We start from the raw sequence: 23812 nt of genomic DNA on the forward strand, positions 1-23812 counted from the left end.
TTGCTTGCGGCTTGTCCATCCCGTTAGAGATCAAGGATATTCGAGGGCGTATGCGGCCGAAGGCAGGAGCTGGAAGGGAAGTCGGAGTTTCCGTTCTGTCATCAACGCAAGTGGATCGCTGCGTCGTAAGGATTTCAGCACGGGGGGAGGGATTTTCATTGCAGCCCGGTAATCAGGAAATGTCACAGGTCGAGCGTTCGGCCATATCAAAGGTTTCGAAGCGGCTGGTGCCGTTTATCGCCTTGATGTTCTTCATCAACTTCCTTGACCGCACGGCGATTTCCTTCGCCGGGCCGAATGGCATGACGACGGATCTGGCGCTGACGGCAGCGCAGTTCGGTTTTGCTGCCGGCATCTTCTTCTTCGGCTACATCGTTCTTGAAATCCCGAGCAATCTCGCGCTCCATAAATACGGTGCGCGCCGTTGGCTTGCCCGCATCATGGTGAGCTGGGGCATCGTCGCGCTGCTCTTTACCTGGGTGTCGAGCGCGACGGAGCTCTATGTGCTGCGCTTCCTGCTCGGGGTTGCCGAAGCCGGTTTCTTCCCGGGGGCGATCCTGTTCTTGAGCATGTGGGTGCCGGCCAAGCATCGCAGCAAGATCCTGGCCCTGTTCTATCTCGCCCAGCCGCTCACGACGGTCATCGGTGCGCCCTTCGCGGCGATGCTGATCCAGATGCATGGTCTCTTCGGCCTGGAGGGCTGGCGTGTCATGTTCTTCGGGGTTGCCGTTCCGGCTGTCATCGTCGGCATCGTCACCTGGTTCTATCTTGCTGATCGGCCCGATGACGCAAAATGGCTGACGCAGGCGGAGAAGGATTGGCTGAATCGGGAGCTCGCCGGCGAGGAAAAGGCCAAGGCGGCCGCGCATGGCAAGATGACCGGTCTCGCCTTGACGGATGGCCGCGTCTGGCTGCTGTCGGTCATCTATTTTGGGCTGATCTATGGCCTCTATGCGCTCGCCTTCTTCCTGCCGACGATCATTGCCGGCTTCGAAACGAAATTCGGCACCAAGTTCGATGTCTTTGACAAGGGGCTGATCACGGCCGTTCCCTATCTGCCGGCGGCATTTGCCCTGTTCTTCTGGAGCCGTGATGCCTCCAGGCGCGGTGTGCGGCCGTGGCACATCGGCATTCCGGCTCTGGTCGGCGCCTTCAGCATTCCGGCGGCGCTCTATATGGGCTCGCCTGAAGCGACGATCGTCATGATCACATTGACGGCCTGCGCGATCTTTTCCGCGCTACCGAATTTCTGGGCCATTCCGTCACGCTTCCTGACCGGACCGGCGGCCGCGGCCGGCATCGCGTTGATCAATACGATCGGCAACATTGCCGGCTTTGCCGCGCCTTATGTGACTGGCGTCGTCAAGGATGCGACCGGCCTTTATCAATTGCCGATGTTCATAGTTGGGGCGCTGATGCTGCTGTCGGCCCTGCTGGCCTTCTCGCTGAACGGTCGTGTGCGCGAGCCGGACCTGATCGCCTCCGGCAGCAAGGGCTAAAATCGCCCAACGTGAAGAATGGATGTGTTTCGATGGCGGTCGTGAAGGCGACCGCCATTGTCTTTTCTTAGAGCATTTTGTTTCTACGCACTTCCGGACGGAAAACCGCAGCGCGCTTTTCCTGGAATTGCTTTAGGCTGCCCGCAGCAGCATGCCGAAGAGATCGCGCGGATCGTCCGGGTCGGCGATGATGTCGAGTTTCTGGAAGTAGTCCGTGCCGGCCAGCTTTTCGCGGACGTAGCGCAGGGCTGAAAAATCCTCGATCGCGAAACCGACGCTGTCGAACAGCGTGATCTGCCTGTCGCTGCTGCGGCCCTTGGCACGGCCGCTTACGACCTGCCAGAGTTCCGTGACCGGATAGTCCGGGTCCATCTGCTGGATTTCGCCTTCGATCCGGGTCTGCGGCGGATATTCGACGAAGGTGTCGGAGCGCAGCAGGATATCGCGGTGGAGCTCCGTCTTGCCGGGGCAGTCGCCGCCGATGGCGTTGATGTGGACGCCGGCGCCGACCATGTTGTCGGTGAGGATCGTGGCATACTGCTTGTCGGCCGTGCAGGTCGTGATGATATCGGCGCCTTCGATGGCGGCTTGAGCCGAGGTGCAGGGCACAAGCTTCAGGCCGGTCTTCGCAAGATTGCGCGCTGTCTTTTCCGTCGCTCTCGGGTCGATGTCGTAGAGGCGGACTTCTTCTATACCGAGAACCGCCTTCATCGCCAGTGCCTGGAACTCAGCCTGTGCGCCGTTGCCAATCAGGGTGAGGCGGCGCGAATTGGCAGGCGCCAGATGTCTTGCCGCCATCGCCGAGGTTGCCGCCGTGCGCAGCGCCGTCAGCAGCGTCATCTCGGTCAAAAGCACGGGGTAGCCAGTCGAAACCTCTGCAAGCAGGCCAAAGGCGGTCACCGTCTGCAGTCCCTGTGCCATGTTCTTCGGATGGCCGTTGACATATTTGAAGCTGTAGACCGCCCCATCCGAGGTCGGCATCAGTTCGATGACGCCGTCATGCGAGTGGGAGGCGACGCGGGGCGTCTTGTCGAATTGGTCCCAGCGGCGAAAATCCGCTTCGATGGCATCCGTGAGTTCAATGAGCACGGTTTCGATGCCGACATGATGGACGAGCCGCATCATGTTCTCGACGCTGACGAAGGGAATGAAAGCTCTTTCCGATGGGAGCGGTGCGGACATTCTCGTATCCTCGATGGAAATCATTTGCCCTAGGGTACCAAGCGGATCGATTGACTGAAATCGCAAAACTGTGCCAGTTTTGGCATGGGTTTGTACAAATTACCCATAATTTTTGACGAAATGGACAAGATCAGGATCGCGCGATGACGCTCGCCAAATATATTCCCGATGACCTCGACCGGCGTATCATCGCTCATCTGCGCGCCGATGGCCGTGCTTCGCTCTCCAAACTGTCGGATGCCTTGGGTGTGGCGCGCGGCACGGTGCAGAACCGGTTGGATCGGTTGATCGATACGGGCACGCTGCTCGGCTTCACCGTAAGGGTCCGGGAAGACTATGAAGAGCAAACCGTTCACGCCGTCATGATGATCGAAGTCGTCGGGAAATCGACGACGCAGGTCATTCGCAGGCTGCGGGGCCTGCCCGAAATTTATTCGCTGCATACGACGAACGGCAATTGGGACCTGGTCGCCAATATCCGTGCGACCAGCCTGTCCGACTTCGACCGCGTGTTGCGCGAGGTGCGGATGATCGATGGTGTTGCGAACAGCGAGACCAGCTTGTTGCTGAGCAGCCTCTGATAGGCACATTAAAGGTTGCCGCTCGTAACCGGCCTGTTATGAGCGGCGCGCACGCAATATGCGCTTCCATAGGGTGCCGCCCAGGAAGCGATTGAACAAGATGAAATAGGCGACGATCAGAACGAAAAGCAGCAGCGCCGGCAGGCCATTGAGCTGGAAGCCGTCCGCCGTCTTGCCGCCGAAGACAGATGCAATAATGTAGCCGAAAACCAGGAAGGCGGTCAGGAAATCAAAGATGGCGGCAAGCACGATGCGCCAGGTGGCTGGCTGCGCCGCGGGATTTGTGTCAGACATCGTTGGACCCTATCTCATTTGCAAAAGATGTCGGTAGGAGCGCACGGCCGCTAGCCGACGGACCACATCGCCGATACATCCAATATGGCAGAGCTTTGTCAATCGCGCTGGCGGCCATGGCCGATATAACGAGCCATTTTGGTTCTCTTGCGCGGGGATCGGCCATCAGGCAGTCGAGCCGAACGGAAGCGCAGGCACGCCGTGCCACGTAGCTTGAAAACTCGCGGCTTGTTGTTATGATTTCGTATGGAACTTACGTTACTCGCCTACGCCCTTGCCTGGACCGTGCTCGGCCTGATCGTTGTGACCACGGTCGTCCCGGTCGGGACGAAGTATCCGTTCATGGCAATGGCGAGCATCGACAGCGTCATCCCGTTCGGCCTTTTGGGATTTCTGTTTGTCATGGCTTACCCCGAAGACCGCCGCATCATTGCTCTTGTGTGCATACTGGTCGCAGCTGCAAGCGAGGCGCTCGCGTTGATTCTACCCCAGAAGTGTCTGCGGATCGAGCGTGCGATCTTGAAAGTGCTTGCGACGGTATCAGGTCTGCTTTTGGGTGCATTGTTCATGGAGTGCATGTTGCAGGCGTCGTAATTTGCCCGCAGCACATTAAGCCAGTCGACCTTATGCATCGACTGTGCTTTCGCAGAGCAAATGAATGCTCATATCTTCCATATACAACTAGCGGTCCGATGGCTTGCCGCTTTGGCTCTCCAGCCGATAGCGATGTCCTGGATAAACCAGCCGCGCCGTAGAGACGATGCCGCGCGCCGACCATGTGCGTCTCCAGATCATCAGGCAGGGTTCGGTTTTCAGGATCGTCAGCAGCTTGCATTCCCAGGCCTGCGGCATGACGGCTTCGACGACATGTTCTGAGCCGCTGAGCGGAGCGACGGCCGAGAGATAGGCGTTCGGCGTCATGTCGGTAAAATCCTGCTGCAGGTAGTCGGGTGCGGCGTCTGGGTGGACATGCCGGTCCTCGATCTGCACCGGCACGCCATTCTCGCTATGCACGATCAGCGAATGGAAAACCGGTGATCCGATGCCGAGTTCCAGTGCGTCGGCGACGTCCGGCGAGGCGGCTTCCTGGGCAAGGACAATGACGGTTGCCTGGTGGGAATGGCCGCGTTCGGCGATTTCCTCGGCGATGTTGCGAACCTCGAACAGGGCCGATGCGCCCTTGCGCTCGGCGACAAAGGAGCCGACCCCCTGAATGCGGACGAGCTCGCCTTCATTGGCCAGTTCCCGCAGTGCGCGATTGGCCGTCATCTTGCTGACGCCAAGTTCGACCACCAGTTCGTTTTCGGAGGGAACGCGATATTTGGGCGGCCACTCGCCACTATGAATGCGGTCGAGTATCATCTGCTTGACGCCGGCATAGAGAGGTGCGGCATCATTTTCCGCCAGTTCGCGTTTCATCTCGCCGGAACGCTTCATTGCCTATTCCCTTCGCACCGGGTGAATCTGCCTCGAAAACAACTTTCCCACTTGCATATCATAAATTATCACATATGGTACCCTATACAACCTCGCAATCAACCCTAAAAATTTAATTGGGAAAGCGGGCAAGCCGGCGAAGATCGGTAGGAAGTGCTGCAAGGCCTGTTTCAACCTCAGAGGAGCTCTACACAATGAAATTCAGTGCAATTCTCTTGTCAGGCGTCATGGCTGCCGCCGCGTTTGCGGCTCCGGCTGTCGCCAAGGACTGGAAGACGGCGACGATCACCTTGGAAGGTGCCTACGCCCCCTGGAACATGACAAATGCCGATGGCACGCTCGGCGGCTTCGAGCCGGAGCTTGCCAAGGTTCTGTGCGAACGCGCCAAGATCGACTGCAAGCTCGTCGCCTCCGACTGGGACGGCATGATCCCGGCGCTGAACGCCGGCAAGTTCGATGTCATCATGGATGCTCTCTCGATCACCGACGAGCGCAAGCAGGTCATCGGCTTCACCATTCCTTACGCTGCAACGCCCGCCGCCTTCGCGACCGCCAAGGATAGCCCGCTTGCAAATGCTGCAGGCACCGGCGCCACGATCAAGATGACCCCCGGCCAGACCGGCGTCAAAGAAATCGACGTCCTGAAGGAAGCCTTCAAAGGCAAGACGATCGGCATCCAGGCCGCAACCGTCTATGCCAAGTTCGTCTATGACAATTTCGGCTCGATCGCCACGATCCGCGAATACAAGACCGGCGCCGACCGCGATCTTGATCTGCAGAATGGCCGTATCGATCTTGGCTTCGACGATGCCGTCTACTTCGCGAACGCCTTTGCCAGCGCCAACGACTCGCTTGCCTTCACCGGTCCGGAAATCGCCGGCTCCATCTGGGGCGAGGGCGAAGGCCTGGGCATCCGCAAGGCCGATACCGATCTGCGCGACAAGTTCAACGAGGCGATCAAGTCTGCCCTTGCCGATGGCACCATCAAGACCCTGTCGATGAAGTGGTTCAAGGTCGACGTCAGCCCGGAATGATCCGTGCGGCCTGCGGGCCGCTATTTTCGGTCTCCGGCTTTGCTGCCGGGGACCGCATGATATCCTGACGCCTGAAACTGCCACAGACAGGGATTGGATCTATGGCAAGCTTGCAATTGCTGGGCTTCGGCTCGAACGGGTGGGGCGCGCTGCTGCTCGTGGCCACTTTGATGACGCTCGCCGTCACGGCGACGGCTTTGGCCATCGGGGCCGTGTTGGGTGCGATCATTGCTTTCGCGAAGCTTTCCGGAAGCCTGGTGCTGAAGACGCTCGGCAATATCTACACCACTGTCTTCCGCGGTGTTCCCGAGCTTCTGATCATCTATCTGATCTATTTCGGCGGCTCGTCGGCTGTGACATCGATCGGCAAATGGCTTGGTTACGAGGGTTTTCTCGGCCTGCCGTCCTTTGCCGCGGGTGCTCTCGCCGTCGGTATCATTTCCGGCGCGTATCAGGCAGAGGTTTTTCGTGGTGCCTATCTCGCCATTTCCAAAGGCGAGCTTGAGGCGGCGTCTGCAATCGGCATGCATCGTGGCTTGCGTCTTCGCCGCATCATCATTCCGCAGGTCTTCCGCTTCGCCATTCCCGGCCTCGGCAATGTCTGGCAGCTCAGCCTCAAGGATTCCGCTTTGATCTCGGTGACCGGCCTTGCGGAATTGATGCGCACCAGCCAGGTGGCTGCGGGCTCTACGCGCCAATATTTCCTCTTTTTCATCGCCGGCGGCATTCTGTATCTGGTCCTGACCAGCCTGTCGGACCGCATCTTCAACAAGGCCGAACGACGCGCCAATCGCAGCATGCCGGCTGCGACGATCGGCCAGGCTTGAGGAGGAAGATATGGATTTCGATTTTCTCTCGAGCACGATGGTCACGCTGCTGAAAGCAGTGCCGATGACGCTTCTGCTGTTCTTCCTGTCGATCCTGTGTGGCGGCATTCTTGCGCTTGTCATCGTCGCCATGCGCGTCAGCGGCAATCCGATCCTGTCCGGCTTTGCCAAGGGTTACATCTTCGTGTTCCGCGGTTCGCCGCTGCTGATCCAGATGTTCCTGGTGTTCTACGGTTTGGCGCAATTCTCGATCATCCGCTACTCATTCCTCTGGCCGTTCCTGCGTGAACCGGTCGTCTGCGCGATCCTGTCGCTGGCACTTTGCACCGCCGGCTATTCGGCCGAGATTTTTCGCGGCGGCATCCGTGCCGTCTCGCCAAAGGAGATCGAGGCGGCGCGCGCTATCGGCATGTCTGGCTTTCTGCTCGTTCGCCGCATCATTGCGCCGATCGCCTTTCGCCACGCGCTGCCGGCCTATTCGACCGAGATCGTGCTGATGATGAAGTCGACGGCGCTCGCAAGTCTCGTCACGGTCTGGGAGGTCACGGGCGTCGCCCAGCGGCTCATCTCGCAGACCTATCGCACGATGGAAGTCTTCATCTGCGCCGCGATCATTTACCTTGTGCTGAATTTCGTCATTCTGCAGGCCATGGCCCTGCTGGAATATTCCTTGTCCCGCCATCGCCGTGCGATCCCGCCGGCGCTGAAGGCCTAAAGCTTACTGGAGCAGGCAAATCATGCCAGGTGTCACCCGACTTTCCGTCCGCAACATCCGCAAGAGCTTCGGTACTCATGAAGTCTTGCGCGGCATTTCCCTCGATGCTCAGGATGGCGATGTGATTTCGCTGCTCGGCGCTTCCGGCTCGGGCAAATCGACCTTCCTTCGCTGCATCAACCTCCTCGAAATCGCCACCGATGGCGAGATCTGGGTGGATGGCGAGCAGATCCGCATGGTTCACAAGAATGGCAAGAGCTATCCGGCGAGCCACAAGCAGGTGGATCATATCCGCTCCGAACTCGGTATGGTGTTCCAGAGCTTCAATCTCTGGTCCCACATGACCATTTTGCAGAATGTGATCGAGGGTCCGGTTCACGTTCTGAAGCGTCCACGCGCTGAATGCATTGCCGAGGCCGAAGCGCTGCTGGAGAAGGTCGGCATTGCCGACAAGCGCCACGCCTATCCCGCCCATCTCTCCGGCGGCCAGCAGCAGCGTGCGGCGATCGCACGCGCCCTTGCCATGAAGCCGAAGCTGATGCTGTTCGACGAGCCGACTTCGGCGCTCGATCCCGAGCTTGTCGGTGAAGTGCTGCGCGTCATGCGCTCGCTTGCCGAGGAAGGTACGACGATGCTGGTCGTGACCCACGAAATGAGCTTTGCTCGCAACGTTTCCAACCGGGTCGTCTTCATGAAGGAAGGCCTTGTCGAAAGCAGCGGCACGCCGGACGAGATGTTCGGCGGCGGCGCGTCGCCGGCCTTCCGCCAGTTCATCGGTCATTTCGGAAACGGGCAATGACCGTCACCATCGACAAGCTATTGTCCTGGCGCGACGTCGCGCGCGTCGGTGCCGGTGAGCCTTTGTCTCTCTCTGATGTTGCCTGGGAACGAGTTGTCCAGGCAAGCCGTATCGTCGAGCGTATCGTCGAAACGGGCGTGCGCGCCTATGGCATCAATACCGGCGTCGGCGCCTTGTCCGATACGGTTGTTGATCGAGACTCGCAGAGCCGGCTGTCGCGCAACATCATCCTTAGCCATGCCTGCGGTGTCGGTCCCTTGTTGCCGGCGCGCGAGGTGCGTTCGATCATTGCGGCGCAGATCGCCAATTTCGCCCATGGCCATTCCGGCGTCCGGCCCGAGATCGTCCGCCACCTTGCGGCATTTCTGGAACATGACTGCATTCCGGAAATCCCGTCCAAGGGTTCTGCCGGCTATCTCACGCACAATGCCCATACGGCGCTCGTCCTCATCGGCGAGGGCCAAGCTATCGTGAAGGGCAAGTCGATGAGCGGCGGCGAGGCGCTTGCAGCAATTGGCCTCAGCCCCCTGGTGCTCGGCGCCAAGGAAGGCCTGAGCCTCGTGAACGGCACGGCCTGCGCCACCGGATTGTCCGCGCTCGCCGTCTCCCGCGCCGACCGCCTGCTGGATTGGGCCGATGCCATTGCCGCCCTGACGCTGGAGGCCGTGGGCTGCCAGATGGCGGCTTTCGACGAAAACGTGCTGGCGTTACGCCCATCGGCAGGCATTGCCAAGGTCGGCCGCAGCCTGCGCAACCGCCTGAATGGCAGCGGCCTCGTCGCTGCGGCTCTTGGCCGGCGGACACAGGATGCCTTGAGCCTGCGGTCGGTCCCCCACGCGCATGGCGCAGCCTGGGATGTCTTCGAGCAGACGGCTCGTATCGTCGATCAGGAACTGGCTTCGGTGACGGATAATCCGGCTGTTTCGGGCACGCCGGAACAGCCGATCGTCTCTTCCGAAGCGCATGCGGTGGCTCCGGCCCTCGGACAGGCCGCCGATAGCCTGGCGATCGCTATCGCTCAGATATCAGCCATGAGCGAGCGCCGGACGGATCGCCTCGTCAATCCATTGGTCAGCGGCCTGCCGCCCTTCCTCGCGAGCGATGCCGGGAGCCATTCCGGCTTCATGATCGCGCAATACACGGCAGCCGCGCTCAGCAACGACAACAGGCGCTTGGCCGCTCCCGCATCGCTTGATGGTGGCCTGACCTCCGGCCTTCAGGAAGATTTCCTTGCCCATCCGACAGCGGCCGCCGGCAAGCTGCTCACCATCCTCGACAATGCCGAATACATCCTGGCGATCGAGCTGATGGCGGCGGCGCAGGCTCACGATTTTCTCGTCTCGCAGGGAACACGGGCGGCGGGAACCGAACGTGTCTACACGGCGGCTCGTTCATGCGTGCCGATCTATGGCGACGATCGCCCGCTGAATGCGGATATGGAGGCCTTGCGGGCCATGATCGCTCAGGTCGCGCCACCTGCCAAAAATGAAACTGGAGCATAAGATGCCTGCGGAATTCGACGTTGCCGTCGTCGGCCTCGGCGCAATGGGAAGTGCTGCCGTGTCTTTTGCCGCCGCTCGCGGTGCGAAGGTAATCGGCATCGAGGCGCATTTCCCCGCTCATGCGCTCAGCTCCTCGCATGGCGACAGCCGTCTGATCCGTCTCGGCTATTTCGAGGACCCGTCCTATGTTCCTCTGCTGAAGCGCGCCTATCACAATTGGCGTTCGCTCGAGGAAAGATTGCGTGCCGAGATCCTGACGGTTACGGGCGTTCTGCAGATCGGGGCGCCGGACAGCAAGATCGTCAGCGGCACGCGCGCCTCCTGCGATCTGCACGGTTTACCGCATGAAATACTCGACCGTGACGCCATGAAGCGCCGCTTTCCGGCCTTCGCGTTGGAGGAAGGCGAGGTCGGGCTGCTTGATCCGCAGGGCGGGTATGTGCGTCCGGAAGCGGCGGTCATGGGCTATCTGAAGCTTGCGGCGGAAGATGGTGCTGTGCTGCATTTTGGCGAACGCATTGTTGCCATTGAGCCCGATGATGCAGGCGTGACGGTGGTTTCTTCGACAGGTCGATATCGCGCTCGCAAGGTGATCGTGGCAACCGGTGCATGGATCGCCGAGCTGGTGCCGCAATTGCAGGCGCATGCGCAGCCGATCCGGCAGGTGGTCGCCTGGTACCAGCCAAAGGATGGCTTCGTCGCCGAGCCGCAGCGCATGCCCTGTTTCTTGCGCGACGAAGGGGCAGAAGGCTCCTATTTCGGTTTCCCGGCCATCGGTGTCGATGGCGTCAAAATCGGCCGCCACGCGCATTTCAGGGAGCCGATCGACCCGACCATGCCCAATCCGCCGGTCAATGACGCCGACACCGATCTGCTTGACGGCTTTGCCCGCAAGCGCTTGCCGGAGGCAGCATCGTTTCGCGCGCGGGCGACGACCTGCCGTTACACCATGTTGCCGAGCGAGGATTTCCTAATCGATACAATGCCAGGACAGCCAAATGTCGTGGTCTCGTCGGCCTGTTCCGGCCACGGCTTCAAATTTACGAGCGTTGTCGGCGAGATCCTCGCCGATCTGGCGCTTGAAGGCGGCAGCGCACTGCCGACGGCTCTCTTCTCCTTCGAGAAGCACTTTGGCGGCCAATCGGCTTAGCCGCCAATCTCGCGGACGGTCTAGCCGATTGTCATGCGTCGCAGGACATCCGATTTGAAATAGAAGTGCTGAGCAAACGCTCCGAAGATGTGCAGCACGACGACAATCCAAAGCAGCGTCTTGATCGGGCCGCCATGGACGAAGGCGGCGGTATCGATACCAAAATAATAGGCGGCTATTCCCGATAGGGGCATTGCGAAGATCAGTGCATAGAGCAGGAAATGCGTGATGCTTGCGATGTAGTGCAGAAACGCGGGCTGACCGTCCGGCAACGCTGGGACATCGGACACCAGTCTCAAGCTAAGGCGCACGATAGCCAGCAGCAGGATCGCGATCCCGGCATAGGCATGGATATTGGCGCTGGAGATATCGGCCGGCGTCGGGATCTGCCCGTGGCGCACGAGACGCCGCCAGGCGTTCATGCCATCGGGAAACAAGAGATTGAAGAAGATGAGGATGGCCATAAGCCAGTGAAGAATGCGTTGCGGAACAGAATAGGTCGATCTGGCAGGCATCGGATCTCCTTAGATTGGAATTGTTCTAAAGGTAGAACATGATTCTAACGATAACCTGAATGCGAGTCCTTTAGGGGCTGAGGCGGTCCGCTCTGCGTTGCCAGCCAGGGAGATATCCCGGAGAACTATCAGGTTTCTCCGGGGCTTCGTTGCATCAGCTCAACACGGCGCGTGGCTCGAGAAAGGACTCGAGGCCGAAGACGCCGAATTCGCGGCCCATGCCGGATTGCTTGAAGCCGCCGAAGGGGGCTTGCGGCTCGTGCGGCGCACCGTTGATGACGACGCGGCCTGCGTCGATCTGCTCGGCGATCCGCTTTGCCCTGGCGACATCGGAGGAAAAGACATAGGCCTGCAAGCCGTAGACCGTGTCGTTGGCGATTTCGAGCGCATGCGCCTCATCGCGATAGGGGATGACACACAGCACGGGTCCGAAAATCTCCTCGCGAGCGATCCTCATGTCGTTATTGACGCCGGAGAAAATGGTCGGGCGAACGAACCAGCCGCGATCGAGCCCTTCGGGCCGTCCTTCGCCGCCGCCGACGAGCCGGGCACCTTCCTCCTGGCCGAGACGGATATAGGATTGCACGCGGTCCCACTGCTTCTGGCTGACCATCGGGCCGATCCTGACGGCGGGATCTCTGGCATCGCCAACCTTGAGCGTTGCAACTGCCTGGATCAGGCGGTCATGGATTTCCGCCAGTCGGCTTTCGGGGGCCAGAATGCGGGTGCCGGCAATACAGGCCTGGCCGCTATTGGCAAAGCCGGCTGCAAGGACCTGCGGAATGACGGTATCGAGCTCGGCATCGTCCAGAATGATGTTCGGGCTTTTGCCACCAAGTTCCAGCGTCACGCGCTTCAGGGTCGCCGATGCGGCTTGAAGGATAGCCCGGCCCGTTACCGTCGAGCCGGTGAAGCTGATCTTGGCGATGTCGCGATGGCTGCTGAGAGCGGCACCCACGACATGGCCGTAGCCATTGACGATGTTGAAGACACCATTCGGCAGGCCGGCCGCGTGCAGGCATTCGGTGATGAGCTGCGTCTGGATCGCGCTCATTTCCGAGGGCTTGATCACCATGGTCGTGCCGGCTGCAATGGCAGTCGCGAGCTTGCTGCAGATAAAGCCGTAATTGCTGTTCCAAGGGGTGATCGCGGCGGCGACGCCGGCAGGTCGCATCTCGACTTCCGCGTGGCCGATGCGACGGCGAAATTCGTAGGTCTCGAGCGTCTTCGCCATATTGAGGAAGGCACCGGCTGCGTGCGGTACCGAAAAGCCGATGAAGGATGCCGGCGCGCCATATTCCTCGCGCATGGCGTCGGTGAGATCGGCGGTACGTGCTGCGACCGCATCGTGCAAGCTTTGCAACATGGCGATACGCTCGGCTTTCGAGCTTTGCGACATCGTCGGAAATGCCGTTTTGGCAGCGCGGACGGCATTGTCGACATCCAGCTCGTCGCCAAGATGTACGATGCCGATCTGTTCTTCGGTGGCCGGGTTGAAAAGAGGGGCGCTCTCCGTGCCGTGCGGCCGAACGAAGCTGCCGTTGATATAGATGGTGTCTATGCTGCGCATATGCGTCTCCTTTATCTTTTCGAAAGAGGTAAGACGCGCTATCTGTTCGGTCTAGTAGGACAGAAATGGACAGGCTGATGAGAAAAATCGCGCAATGAAGGCAAGTCTGGCGGAGCTTGAGGCGATCGCGGCCGTTGCGCGCCATGGCGGCTTCCGTGCGGCTGCGCGCGAGCTCGGCATGTCCTCCTCCGCGCTCAGCCATGCGGTTGCTGCGCTGGAGGAGCGCCTGTCCGTGCGGATATTCAACAGAACAACGCGCAGCGTGACGCTCTCGGATGCCGGGGAACGTTTCGTTGCGGAGGTGGCTCCGGCGCTGGCTGTGATCGACAGGGCGATCGAAAATGCGGGTCTATCTTCCGGCGCGGTATCGGGCACGCTTCGCCTCAACATGGCGCCGGGTGCCGCGCGCATACTTCTTGCGCCGCTTATCCTCGAATATGGCCGGCGCTATCCCGATGTTGAAATCGAGATTGTCACCGATAATGCCCTTGTCGATGTCATCGGCAAAGGCTTTGACGCCGGTGTGCGCCTTGCCGAGTCCGTGCCAACGGATATGGTCGCAATACCCATCCTTCCGACGCTGCGCTCGCTTGTGGTCGGCTCGCCTGCCTATTTCGGCAACAGGTCGCGCCCACTCGTTCCAGACGATCTCCTGCAGCACCGTTGCATTCGTGCCCGCATGGCGAGCGGCAAGCTTTATCGCTGGGAGTTCGAGCGGCACGGTCAATCCATTCTCATTGATGCGCCGGGAAGCCTCATTCTCGATGCTTCCGACCTGATGCTGAGCGCTGCCCTCGATGGGGCGGGGCTTGCCTATATCAGCGAAGGCACCGTTGCCGACCATATAGCCGCCGGCGAGCTGATTTCCGTGCTGGAGGATTGGAGCCCACCCTATCCGGGGCTCAGCCTGTATTTCGCCCAGCGACGCCAGATGCCGGCGCGGCTGCGGGCGCTGATTGAGCTGATCCGCGAGCAGAATGCCTCGCGCGGAACGCCGGGGAAAGATTAAGTTTCGGACATGAATCTTCATGGCGCTTGAGCGCCGCTGTATGGGGATGTAGCCATGTTTCCTCACAGATCATCGAAACGATTGCTTGGAAGGTGAGTTTGCCATGGACCAGAAGATCGAAGCCGTTCTCGAAGTCTATCATGAGCTTATTCGCGAGGAGCACAGCAAGCCACGGGAAATGCCGGCCGGCGGGCGCGATGGCGGCCAGGATCGACGCCTGCGCGCCGTCGGACCGGAGACCGGTCGTCTGCTCAATATTCTGGCGAAAAGCCTCAAGGCGCCCATCATTCTCGAGCTTGGGACCTCCTTCGGCTATTCCGGCATCTGGTTGGCCGAAGCCGCGCGCGCAAGCGGCGGGAAGCTCATCTCAATGGAGCTGCACGCCTACAAGACCGAATTTGCCAGGGAGATGGCCGAAAAGGCAGGGCTGTCGGAGCACATTGATTTCCAGATCGGCGATGCCGTCGAGATGATCAAGGCGCTTCCCGGCGGCGTCGATTTCGTTCTGGTCGACCTGTGGAAGGATCTCTACATTCCCTGCCTGGAAGCTTTCTATCCGAAGCTCAATCCCGGCGCGATCATCGTTGCCGACAATATGTTCATGCCCGGCAATGAGGACGTGAAGCGTTACGGCGACGCCGTTCGCGCTAAGCCGGGGATCACGTCCATTCTGTTGCCGGTCGGCTCCGGGATCGAAGTCAGCCGCTACGATCCCGCATAAGGGAAAACGGCGGCCCCATTCATGGGGCCGCCGGCCGTTTGCTTTACTTGCCGGCTTCCTTGGCTGCTTTTTCGATCACGGCCGCGACCTTTTCCGGCTGCGAAGCGAAGACAGCGTGGCTTCCCTTTATTTCGGTGACATCGCTGCCGGCGCGCTTCGCCATATCACGCTCAAGGTCCGGATTGATGGAACGGTCGTTGGTCGCGACGACGGCCCAGCTCTTCTTTGCCTTCCACGAGGGATCGCCGACTTTGGCGGTAAAGGCGGCCTTCGATGCAAAGACTTGCGACTTCGCCAGGAAAGTGGCCTCGTCCTTCGGCAGGTCTGCGGCAAAGTCGGCTGCGAATGTCGCCGGATCGAGATAGAGATATTGACCGTCCTTGGTCTCGCGGATGTTCATGCTGCCCGCCGGCTTGGAGCTTGCAAGGCTGATCAGGCTTTCGCCTTTGTCCGGCTGAAACGCCGCGACATAGACGAGGCCGGCGACATCCGGGCGATTGCCCGCTTCGGTGATGACTATGCCGCCATAGCTGTGGCCGACAAGCAGGCTCGGCCCGGTCTGAAGGTCGAGTACGCGGTTGGTGGCAGCGACATCGTCGGCAAGCGAGGTAATCGGCTCCTGCACCACAGTGACGTTGAAGCCGTCCTTCTCAAGGATATCGGCGGCCTTGCGCCATCCCGAACCATCGGCAAGGGCGCCGTGGACGATGACGATGTTCTTGACCTCGGCTGCCTGTGCGGCAAAGGCAAAAGTGCTTGCGGCAAGACCGAGGGCGAAGAGGGAAAGAAAACGGGTCTTCATGGGTGTAACTCCTGTCAGTTGAGGTTCATGCTTGGGGTGAAGAGGGAATTTCAGCCGAAGGTGAAGGCGTAGGCCTGGACCCCGGGATCGAGGAAACGGATTTCGAAGTTGCGGGCGGTGACGTCACCGGACTGGCGGACGAGCTGGTAGAGCTTGGTTGCCGTCACGGTGCCATTGCCGTCGGCGTCGATATCGGAGCCATGGTTGGCGCCGGGCGCCTTTCCGTCCACGGTCACCTGAAAGCGGATCGGCTTTCCGTCAGCCGAGGGTCCAAGGACGAGGTGCAGGTCGCGGGCGCTGAAGCGGTAGCTGATGCCACCGCCTGCCTTGTTCAGCGATGCCTCTTCCGGGCCGACCGTCCAGGTGCCCGCCAGACCCCATTGGTTGAGGCCGGGATTGGCAACGGAATAGTCGGCGGCGGTATCTGCCTTCAGGCCTTCGGGAGAGACGAAGCCGGTTGCCTGGCTATAGCCGACATAGGTCTCGCCGGAGCGGATATGGCCGAGGTCCGGGCTTGCTTCCGCACCCTTCGCATCCGGAATAACCGAGCCGCTCTGGGCCATGTCGCGGCCGGCTTCGCGCAGGAGGTCCTGAATTGCCTGTTCGGTCTGGCGATAATTGCCTTCACCGAAGTGCTGGTAGCGGATCTGCCCCTTGGCATCGATCAGGTAGTGGGCCGGCCAGTAGTTGTTCTCGAAGGCGCGCCAGATGCGGTAGTCGTTATCGATCGCGACCGGATAGCCGATCTTGAAGTCGGCGATCGCCTTCTTGACGTTATCGACGTTCTTTTCGAAGGCGAATTCGGGAGCATGGACCCCGATCACGACAAGACCCTGATCCTTGTACTTTTCCGCCCAGGCACGAACATAGGGAATGGTGCGGATGCAGTTGATGCAGGAATAGGTCCAGAAGTCGACCAGCACGACCTTGCCGCGCAGCTGGGCGGTGGTCAGCGGCTCCGAATTCAGCCAGGTGACGGCGCCATCGAGGGACGGGGCGGCGCCTTCGATGGGAAGGTCGCTGCGGAAGGGGCGTGTGGCGTCGGTTGCAACCTTCATGGCGCCGTTGCTGGCAACCTCGGTTTCCGGAGTCGAAGCCTTGCTGTGCAGCTTCTCGAGCAAAGCCTGTTCGAACGAGCCGGTGCTTGCATAGGAAAGGCGGGCGAGCAGCCCGGTATCGAGGCCAAGCGCGATGGCCGCAACGCCGGCAAGAACGGCCGCTCCTGCGAACTGGCGGATGCGTTCGCTGACACCAAGGGACTGCTTCATGCGCGCAAAGATCTTGCCGCCGGCAAACAAGGCGACGGCAAGCGAGGTAGCAGCCCCGGCGCCATAGGCAAGCAGCAGGAATGTCGTCTGGAGATTGGCACCCTTCAAGGCGGCGCCAGTGAGGACAAGCCCGAGAATCGGGCCAGCGCAAGGCGCCCAGAGCAGGCCTGTCGCAATGCCGAGCACGAAGGAGCTTCGGACGCTTGCAGTCGCGCGCTGAGCACCTGCGGCATTCAGGAGATTGTTGGCGAGATCGACGACTGGCCGCGAAAGCGCAGTCGCGATGCGCGGCGAGATTAGGCTCAGGCCGAAGAGTCCAAGCAGCACGATTGCCGCGAGGCGACCATATTCATTGGCACGGATCGCCCAGGCACCGCCGACGGCGGCAAGGGTCGCAACAGCAGCAAAGGTGAGCGCCATGCCCGCCAGCATGGGCAGCGTGCTACGGACGAAGGGCTGTCCGGCGCGGGCAAAGACGAAGGGAAGGATGGGCAGGATGCACGGACTGAGGATCGTCAGCGCACCGCCGAGATAGGCAATGATGAGAAGCGTCATCGTCTTGTTCCTTTAGAAGCGATTGGCTAGCTGCCAACGGCGACGCGCCGTGCTCAGCAGTGACGCTATCTGCCGTCGGCGACGTATCTCGAATGTGTCTGGTTGGATGGGAGAATGTACCGAAACGTCGATGTTCCCGGCTTCGATACATTGCGATACAAACTGGCCGATTTGGGTGCGATTTCGCTGGTGGTTCAGCTGCTTGCCGACGCGCTGGGAGAAAAGGGACCGGATTGTATCAGACTGTATCTGTGCGGCCTGAAGCTACACAGATATTCAAAAGGCGGCCGTCTGCGACACATCGGCGATACATGCGGCTGGCTTTCTTAAGCTCACGATCCAATCCACAGGAGAGACAGATGTCCGACGATATCAATCACACCCGCCGCCGCTTCTTCGGCATTGCCGCAATCGCTGTCGCAGCCGCCGAGTTCGGCCTGCCGGCCATCGCCGGCGCACAGGAAACCAAGGCTTCCGCTTCGGCTCTGCCTGCCGTCAAGGCCGGCACCCACACTTCCTTTGGTGCGCTGAAGCAGATCAATGCGGGCGTGCTCAATGTCGGCTATGCGGAAGCTGGTCCCGCCAACGGTCCGGTCGTGCTGCTGCTGCACGGCTGGCCTTACGACATCTACAGCTTCGTCGATGTCGCGCCTCTGCTTGCGGATGCCGGCTATCGCGTCATCATTCCCTATCTGCGCGGCTACGGCACCACCACCTTCCTTTCGAAGGATACACCGCGCAACGGCCAGCAGGCAGCACTTGCCGCTGATATGATAGACCTTCTCGATGCGCTGAAGATCGACAAGGTCGTCGTTGCCGGCTACGACTGGGGTGGACGTACCGCCGATATCATGGCGGCGCTTTGGCCCGAGCGTTGCAAGGCGCTGGTCTCGGTCAGCGGCTATCTCATCGGCAGCCAGGAAATCAACCGCAAGCCGCTGCCGCCGAAGGCCGAGCTTGCCTGGTGGTACCAGTTCTATTTCGCCACCGAGCGCGGCCGTCTCGGCTACCAGGAAAATCGCCACGATTTCGCAAAGATGATCTGGCACACCGCCTCGCCGCAATGGGCTTTCGATGACGCTACCTATGATCGCTCGGCCGCCGCATTCGACAATCCCGATCATGTCGATATCGTCATCCACAATTACCGCTGGCGGCTTGGTCTCGTCGAGGGCGAAGCGAAGTTCGATGCCTATGAAAAGAAGCTTGCCACCGGGCCGGTGATTTCGATCCCGACGATCACCATGGAAGGCGACGCCAACGGCGCGCCGCATCCGGAACCGTCGGCCTATCGCGGCAAGTTCTCGGGCAAGTACGAGCACCGCACCATCACCGGCGGCATCGGCCACAACCTGCCCCAGGAGGCCCCGCAGGCTTTCGCTCAGGCTGTGATAGATGTTGATCGTTTCTAGTTCAGCGGTAGCGCGTGGGAAGGCGCCGGCTTAAGCTGGCGCCTTTAGCTGTTGGCGCCGTAAGGGAAGAATATTCGTAGCTTGATGCTTACGATGATGAGTGGGAAATCGAAATGGAACATGTCGACCATATCCTGATCGTGGATGACGATCGGGAAATCCGTGAGCTGGTGTCGAGCTATCTGAAAAAGAATGGCTTGCGGGCGACGACGGCTGCCGACGGCCGGCAGATGCGCAGCTTCCTCGAGGCCAATTCGGTCGATCTGATCGTGCTGGACGTGATGATGCCGGGAGACGACGGCCTTGTGCTGTGTCGCGAGCTTCGCGCCGGAAAGCACAAGGCGACACCCGTCCTCATGCTGACGGCGCGCGATGATGAAATGGATCGCATTCTCGGCCTCGAAATGGGCGCGGACGACTATCTGGCAAAGCCCTTCGCCGCGCGCGAGCTGCTTGCCCGCATCAAAGCGGTTCTGCGCCGCACCCGCATGCTGCCGCCCAACCTGCAGATCAGCGAAGTCGGCCAGATGCTGGTCTTCGGGGATTGGCGGCTCGATACCGTTGGGAGGCATCTGCTCGACAAGGACGGCACGGAGATCACGCTCAGCGGCGCGGAATATCGCCTGCTGCGCGTCTTCATCGACCACCCGCAGCGGGTGCTCAATCGCGATCAGCTGCTGAACCTGACGCAGGGCCGCGACGCCGATCTCTTCGATCGTTCCATCGACCTGCTCGTCAGCCGTCTCCGCCAGCGTCTGGGGGATGATGCACGCGAGCCGATGTACATCAAGACGGTTCGCAGCGAAGGCTATGTCTTCTCCGTGCCGGTGGAAATTGCGGAGCTTCGCTCATGAGCATGGTCGACCTCTCAGGTCACCGGCCGTGGTGGCCCAGAACCCTGCGTTCGCGCATCTTTCTGATCCTGCTTGCCGGATTGGCGATCGCCTACGGCTTGTCCTTCAGCGTGCTCTATCTGGAGCGCTACATGTCGGCCAAGGCCGTCATGCTCGGCACGTTGGAGAGCGATGTTGCAACGTCGATCGCAGTCCTTGATCGTCTGCCGGCGGATGAGCGGGCAAATTTTGTCGATTGGCTGAGTCGCGGCAATTACAATTTCGAACTGGGCGACGGTCTGCCCGGCGTGCCGGATACGTCGGTCCGTGGCGGAGAGATTGCTTCCAAGATCGAGGATGCCGTCGGTCATCGCTTTCCCATCACAATGGAATCGATACCAGGCCCTGTCATGCGGCTGCAGGCGCATCTCAACCTGAGTGACGGCAGTCCGCTGACGATCGATGTAACGCCGAAAGGCATTATGCCGATTGCGGCCTGGCTGCCCTATGTCTTCGTCGTGCAGATGCTGTTGATTGTCCTTTGCACCTGGTTTGCGGTGCGACAGGCAATCCGGCCGCTTGCCGAATTCGCCGCCGCCGCCGATGCCCTCGACCCAAACAAGAAGGGGCCGGCATTGAGCGATCGGGGGCCAAGCGAGGTTGCGCATACGGCCAAGGCCTTCAACGCGATGCGCGACCGGATCGCGCATTATCTTGAAGAGCGCGTGCAGATTCTCGCAGCCATCTCGCACGATCTGCAGACGCCAATCACCCGCATGCGCCTGCGCGCCGATATTGCCGACGATTCGCCCGAGAAGACCAAGCTTTTGCAGGATCTCGGCGAGATCGAGCGTCTGGTACAGGACGGGATCGCATATGCGCGCAGCGCCCATGGCAATGGCGAGAAGAGCGCGCGCATCGATCTTGCCTCCTTCATCGAAAGCATCAGCTACGACTATCAGGACACCGGCAAATCCGTCGAGATTCTCGGCCTCATCCAGGGGACGGCGACAACGAAGCCGCATGCGCTGCGTCGCATCCTCACCAACTTCATCGACAATGCCCTGAAATTCGCCGGCGCGGCGGAAATCGCGGTGGAACGCAGGGAGACGGGCCAGATCACTATAACGGTGCTGGACCGTGGCCCCGGCATTCCGCAGGAGCAGATCGAGGCGGCCATGCAGCCCTTCTTCCGGCTGGAGCAGTCGCGCAACCGCAACACCGGCGGTGCTGGGCTTGGGCTGGCGATTGCCCAGCAGCTCGCCCAGACGCTGGGCGGCTCCGTCAGGCTTTACAATCGCGAAGGCGGTGGTCTTGCGGCCGAGGTCGTTATTTCCTGATCGGTCTCAAAAGATTTTCGGGCGATTTGTAAGCGTTTGTATCCGGCCTGTTAGGCTCTACGTTTTGTAACACTTCCGGCGATTTCGGAAACATGCCGGATACGTCGATCCATCAAAAACAACTCCGTCAACAGACGTTGCCCCACACCAAAACAGCGCGGGCAACGCAACAAAGGAGTGTTCCATGACCAAGATCGACAAGGTTCTCTATACCGCCAAGACCCACACCATCGGCGGCCGTGACGGCTCGGCCCGCAGCGATGACAATCAGCTGGATGTCAAGCTTTCGCCTCCGGGCAGCGCCCATGCCGGCACTAATCCCGAGCAGCTTTTCGCAGCCGGCTGGTCGGCCTGCTTCATCGGTGCGATGGGCCTTGCCGCCGGCAAGCGCAAGGTCAAGCTTCCGGCCGATCTTGCTGTCGATGCAGAAGTGGACCTCGGCACCACGGAAGGCGCCTACTTTCTGCAGGCTCGCCTGACCGTCAGCATGCCCGGCATCGAGCCGGAGCTCGCACGCACGCTGGTCGAGGAAGCCCATCAGACCTGCCCTTATTCGAAGGCTACCCGCGGCAACATCAATGTCGAGCTGAAGCTCGCCTGAGAATCACCCGCGCATCGACATTGCGCGTCGTTCCTGGAGGGGGCGGCGCGCAGAAACGTTAATTTTTATCACATCGAATTTCAGGCAGGGCAGGTCATGCCTTGCGCATGGAGGATCACATGAAGGCTATCATTCTTCTCCTTGCAGGAGCTGCGATTTTCGCCGCTCCATGCGTCTACGACCCCGGCTCGAACGAGCCTTCGACGCTTACGAGCATCGCTGTTTTATGGGGCGGTTCGGGCGCGAATGGAGCCCCGTATTAACCACTTGTTAACCATATGAGCGGTACACAGGATCAACGATTTATTCACATAGATGACCAAAGTGCTAACAGACGCTCGTTCGATCCGTATCAAGGGCCGCTCATTTCTTGCGGTCATGCTTTCGCCGGATCTTCCGCTGGATCAGTGGTTGACAAGGCTTGACGATCTAGCAGCCCGTTCGGCCGGCTTCTTTCTGGGGCGGCCGGTCGTGCTCGACATCACCGATCTGCCGATCGACAAGGCGCAGCTCAAGGAGCTGATATCAGAGCTTTCGGCCCGCAATGTCAGCATCATGGGCATCGAGGGCGGTCGCCCGTCGATATCAGGGCCTGGCATGCCGCCGATCCTGAAGGGCGGGCGTCCTGCCGCTGATTTCGAGGTCTCCGAGGCCGAGCCGGTGGTGGAGCGCCGCAACAGCGAACCCAAGGCGTCGCCGCCGGAAATCCGGCCGGTCACGCAGTCGCTGATCATCCGCGAGCCGGTGCGTTCCGGCCAGTCGGTGATCTTTCCGGAAGGCGATGTCACCGTCATCGGTTCGGTGGCATCCGGGGCTGAGGTCATCGCAGGCGGATCGGTCCATATCTACGGCGCCCTGCGGGGCCGCGCCATGGCGGGTTCGATCGGCAATGCCTCGGCGCGAATTTTTTGCCGCAAGCTCGAGGCTGAGCTTCTGGCGATCGATGGAATCTACAAGATGGCAGAAGACGTATCACCCAGCCTCAGAGGGCAGCCTGTCCAGCTCTGGCTGGATGGTGAAACGATCATGGCTGAAAAACTAATCTGAGCCGAAGCCGGCCAAAACAGGAGAGCGAGATGGGCAAGGTAATCGTCGTCACATCGGGCAAGGGCGGAGTTGGAAAGACAACTTCGACGGCCGCATTGGGGGCGGCTCTGGCACAGAGAAACGAAAAGGTCGTCGTCGTCGATTTCGACGTCGGCCTGCGCAATCTCGATCTGGTAATGGGCGCGGAACGCCGCGTAGTTTATGACCTCGTCAACGTTATTCATGGTGACGCCAAGCTGCCGCAGGCGCTGATCCGCGACAAGCGGCTGGAGACGCTCTTCCTCCTGCCGGCTTCGCAGACCCGCGACAAGGACAATCTGACGCCCGAGGGTGTCGAGCGCGTCATCAACGAGCTCAAGAACTATTTCGACTGGGTGATCTGCGATAGCCCGGCGGGCATCGAGCGCGGCGCAACGCTTGCCATGCGTCATGCCGACGTCGCCGTCGTCGTCACCAACCCGGAAGTCTCGTCGGTGCGCGATTCCGATCGCATCATCGGCCTGCTCGACTCCAAGACGCTGAAGGCAGAGCGCGGCGAGCGCATGGAAAAGCATCTTCTGCTGACCCGCTTCGATGCCGGTCGCGCCGAACGCGGCGACATGCTGAAGGTCGACGACGTGCTCGAAATCCTCTCCATTCCGCTGCTCGGTATCATCCCGGAAAGCACGGACGTCCTGCGCGCCTCTAACCTCGGCTCGCCGGTTACGCTTGCCGATGCGCGCTGCGCGCCGTCGCTTGCCTATTTCGAAGCCGCACGCCGTCTTGCCGGCGAGCAAGTGCCGATCACCATCCCAGGCGAGAAGCGGGGTATCTTCGGCAAAATCTTCGCAAGGAGGGCCGCATGAGCATTTTCGGACTGTTCCGCAAGCAGAGATCTGCACCGATGGCGCGCGAGCGCCTGCAGATCCTCCTTGCCCACGAGCGCGCCTCTGTGGGCTCGGATCTCGTATCCGTGCTGAGAGAGGAAATCCTCGCCGTCATCGCCAAGCATGTACAGGTCGACCGTGACAAGGTGCAGGTGAAGATGGATCGCGACAAGGACGTCTCCATGCTGGAGATCGACGTCGAGATCCCGCGTGATGCGGCGTTGCAGGCTGCGTGACGGCCGCCAAGGCGCCG

25 protein-coding genes are annotated in these 23812 nt (G+C 60.5%); 18 read left to right on the plus strand and 7 right to left on the minus strand.

Features of this window, described 5'->3' with window-relative positions; translation table 11 throughout:
* Window positions 1–179 precede the first annotated feature (179 nt).
* Window positions 180–1499 (plus strand): MFS transporter, encoded by a 1320-nt coding sequence (locus GA0061100_RS27970; protein ID WP_075856131.1) that lies wholly within the window; start codon window positions 180–182, stop codon window positions 1497–1499.
* 132 nt (window positions 1500–1631) lie between these two features.
* Here the strand turns inward: GA0061100_RS27970 and GA0061100_RS27975 are convergent, their stop codons facing one another.
* A complete protein-coding gene (locus tag GA0061100_RS27975; protein WP_075856132.1) occupies window positions 1632–2681 on the minus strand; it encodes an ornithine cyclodeaminase in 1050 nt (349 codons plus the stop codon).
* Window positions 2682–2824: 143 nt separating this feature from the next.
* Between GA0061100_RS27975 and GA0061100_RS27980 the strand changes: the two genes are divergently transcribed.
* A complete protein-coding gene (locus tag GA0061100_RS27980; protein WP_075856133.1) occupies window positions 2825–3262 on the plus strand; it encodes an Lrp/AsnC family transcriptional regulator in 438 nt (145 codons plus the stop codon).
* A gap of 36 nt (window positions 3263–3298) precedes the next feature.
* Here the strand turns inward: GA0061100_RS27980 and GA0061100_RS27985 are convergent, their stop codons facing one another.
* The gene (locus tag GA0061100_RS27985; RefSeq protein WP_075856134.1) at window positions 3299–3556 is read right to left on the minus strand and encodes a hypothetical protein; all 258 of its coding nucleotides are present in this window, start codon (window positions 3554–3556) and stop codon (window positions 3299–3301) included.
* Between the two features lie 246 nt (window positions 3557–3802).
* Between GA0061100_RS27985 and GA0061100_RS27990 the strand changes: the two genes are divergently transcribed.
* The gene (locus GA0061100_RS27990) at window positions 3803–4150 is read left to right on the plus strand and encodes a hypothetical protein (RefSeq protein WP_075856135.1); all 348 of its coding nucleotides are present in this window, start codon (window positions 3803–3805) and stop codon (window positions 4148–4150) included.
* An 87-nt stretch (window positions 4151–4237) separates the two neighbouring features.
* Here GA0061100_RS27990 and hutC read toward each other — a convergent pair whose 3' ends face one another.
* Entirely contained in the window at window positions 4238–4993 is a 756-nt protein-coding gene (hutC, locus tag GA0061100_RS27995; protein WP_075856136.1) for a histidine utilization transcriptional repressor HutC, read from the minus strand.
* Window positions 4994–5187: 194 nt separating this feature from the next.
* Here hutC and GA0061100_RS28000 point away from each other — a divergent pair, with 194 nt between their 5' ends.
* From GA0061100_RS28000 to solA, 6 genes are all read left to right on the plus strand, one after another.
* Window positions 5188–6027, plus strand: a complete 840-nt coding sequence (locus GA0061100_RS28000; protein ID WP_075856137.1) for a transporter substrate-binding domain-containing protein — start codon at window positions 5188–5190, stop codon at window positions 6025–6027.
* Window positions 6028–6128: 101 nt separating this feature from the next.
* Complete coding sequence (locus GA0061100_RS28005) at window positions 6129–6854, plus strand: ABC transporter permease (RefSeq protein ID WP_075856138.1); 726 nt, start codon at window positions 6129–6131, stop codon at window positions 6852–6854.
* Between the two features lie 10 nt (window positions 6855–6864).
* Entirely contained in the window at window positions 6865–7569 is a 705-nt protein-coding gene (locus tag GA0061100_RS28010; protein ID WP_075856139.1) for an ABC transporter permease, read from the plus strand.
* Window positions 7570–7591: 22 nt separating this feature from the next.
* Window positions 7592–8368: an ABC transporter ATP-binding protein gene (locus GA0061100_RS28015; RefSeq protein ID WP_075856140.1), complete on the plus strand. Its 777-nt coding sequence runs from the start codon at window positions 7592–7594 to the stop codon at window positions 8366–8368.
* On the plus strand, window positions 8365–9870 hold the full coding sequence (locus GA0061100_RS28020; protein ID WP_075856141.1) for an HAL/PAL/TAL family ammonia-lyase: 1506 nt from the start codon (window positions 8365–8367) through the stop codon (window positions 9868–9870). The genes GA0061100_RS28015 and GA0061100_RS28020 overlap by 4 nt, the downstream gene beginning before the upstream one ends.
* A 1-nt stretch (window position 9871) precedes the next feature.
* Window positions 9872–11020, plus strand: coding sequence for an N-methyl-L-tryptophan oxidase (gene solA, locus GA0061100_RS28025; protein WP_075856142.1), 1149 nt, complete (start codon window positions 9872–9874; stop codon window positions 11018–11020).
* Between the two features lie 20 nt (window positions 11021–11040).
* On the opposite strand, the gene GA0061100_RS28030 is transcribed toward solA, so the two are convergent.
* Together GA0061100_RS28030 and GA0061100_RS28035 are read right to left on the minus strand one after the other, a co-directional pair.
* Complete coding sequence (locus GA0061100_RS28030; protein WP_075856143.1) at window positions 11041–11535, minus strand: cytochrome b; 495 nt, start codon at window positions 11533–11535, stop codon at window positions 11041–11043.
* Between the two features lie 154 nt (window positions 11536–11689).
* On the minus strand, window positions 11690–13105 hold the full coding sequence (locus GA0061100_RS28035; protein ID WP_075856144.1) for an aldehyde dehydrogenase family protein: 1416 nt from the start codon (window positions 13103–13105) through the stop codon (window positions 11690–11692).
* 94 nt (window positions 13106–13199) lie between these two features.
* Here GA0061100_RS28035 and GA0061100_RS28040 point away from each other — a divergent pair, with 94 nt between their 5' ends.
* Entirely contained in the window at window positions 13200–14114 is a 915-nt protein-coding gene (locus GA0061100_RS28040; RefSeq protein WP_075856145.1) for a LysR family transcriptional regulator, read from the plus strand.
* Window positions 14115–14217: 103 nt separating this feature from the next.
* Window positions 14218–14835, plus strand: coding sequence for an O-methyltransferase (locus GA0061100_RS28045; protein ID WP_075856146.1), 618 nt, complete (start codon window positions 14218–14220; stop codon window positions 14833–14835).
* 43 nt (window positions 14836–14878) lie between these two features.
* On the opposite strand, the gene GA0061100_RS28050 is transcribed toward GA0061100_RS28045, so the two are convergent.
* Both GA0061100_RS28050 and GA0061100_RS28055 read right to left on the minus strand, forming a co-directional pair.
* Window positions 14879–15637: an alpha/beta fold hydrolase gene (locus GA0061100_RS28050; RefSeq protein ID WP_075856147.1), complete on the minus strand. Its 759-nt coding sequence runs from the start codon at window positions 15635–15637 to the stop codon at window positions 14879–14881.
* Window positions 15638–15687: 50 nt separating this feature from the next.
* A complete protein-coding gene (locus GA0061100_RS28055; RefSeq protein ID WP_075856148.1) occupies window positions 15688–17460 on the minus strand; it encodes a cytochrome c biogenesis protein DipZ in 1773 nt (590 codons plus the stop codon).
* A 359-nt stretch (window positions 17461–17819) separates the two neighbouring features.
* Here GA0061100_RS28055 and GA0061100_RS28065 point away from each other — a divergent pair, with 359 nt between their 5' ends.
* From GA0061100_RS28065 to minE, 7 genes are all read left to right on the plus strand, one after another.
* Window positions 17820–18872: an alpha/beta fold hydrolase gene (locus GA0061100_RS28065; RefSeq protein WP_075856150.1), complete on the plus strand. Its 1053-nt coding sequence runs from the start codon at window positions 17820–17822 to the stop codon at window positions 18870–18872.
* Between the two features lie 113 nt (window positions 18873–18985).
* Window positions 18986–19726: a response regulator gene (locus GA0061100_RS28070; RefSeq protein WP_075856151.1), complete on the plus strand. Its 741-nt coding sequence runs from the start codon at window positions 18986–18988 to the stop codon at window positions 19724–19726.
* Entirely contained in the window at window positions 19723–21045 is a 1323-nt protein-coding gene (locus GA0061100_RS28075; RefSeq protein ID WP_075856152.1) for a sensor histidine kinase, read from the plus strand. Before GA0061100_RS28070 ends, GA0061100_RS28075 begins: the two co-directional genes overlap by 4 nt.
* A 184-nt stretch (window positions 21046–21229) precedes the next feature.
* A complete protein-coding gene (locus GA0061100_RS28080; protein WP_015343380.1) occupies window positions 21230–21646 on the plus strand; it encodes an organic hydroperoxide resistance protein in 417 nt (138 codons plus the stop codon).
* A 315-nt stretch (window positions 21647–21961) separates the two neighbouring features.
* Window positions 21962–22693, plus strand: coding sequence for a septum site-determining protein MinC (gene minC, locus GA0061100_RS28090; RefSeq protein ID WP_075856154.1), 732 nt, complete (start codon window positions 21962–21964; stop codon window positions 22691–22693).
* A gap of 29 nt (window positions 22694–22722) precedes the next feature.
* Entirely contained in the window at window positions 22723–23538 is an 816-nt protein-coding gene (gene minD, locus GA0061100_RS28095; RefSeq protein ID WP_075856155.1) for a septum site-determining protein MinD, read from the plus strand.
* Entirely contained in the window at window positions 23535–23795 is a 261-nt protein-coding gene (gene minE, locus GA0061100_RS28100) for a cell division topological specificity factor MinE (protein ID WP_075856156.1), read from the plus strand. The genes minD and minE overlap by 4 nt, the downstream gene beginning before the upstream one ends.
* Window positions 23796–23812: the final 17 nt, after the last annotated feature.

This window comes from Martinezella hainanensis (assembly GCF_900094555.1).
Lineage (GTDB): Bacteria > Pseudomonadota > Alphaproteobacteria > Rhizobiales > Rhizobiaceae > Rhizobium > Rhizobium hainanense.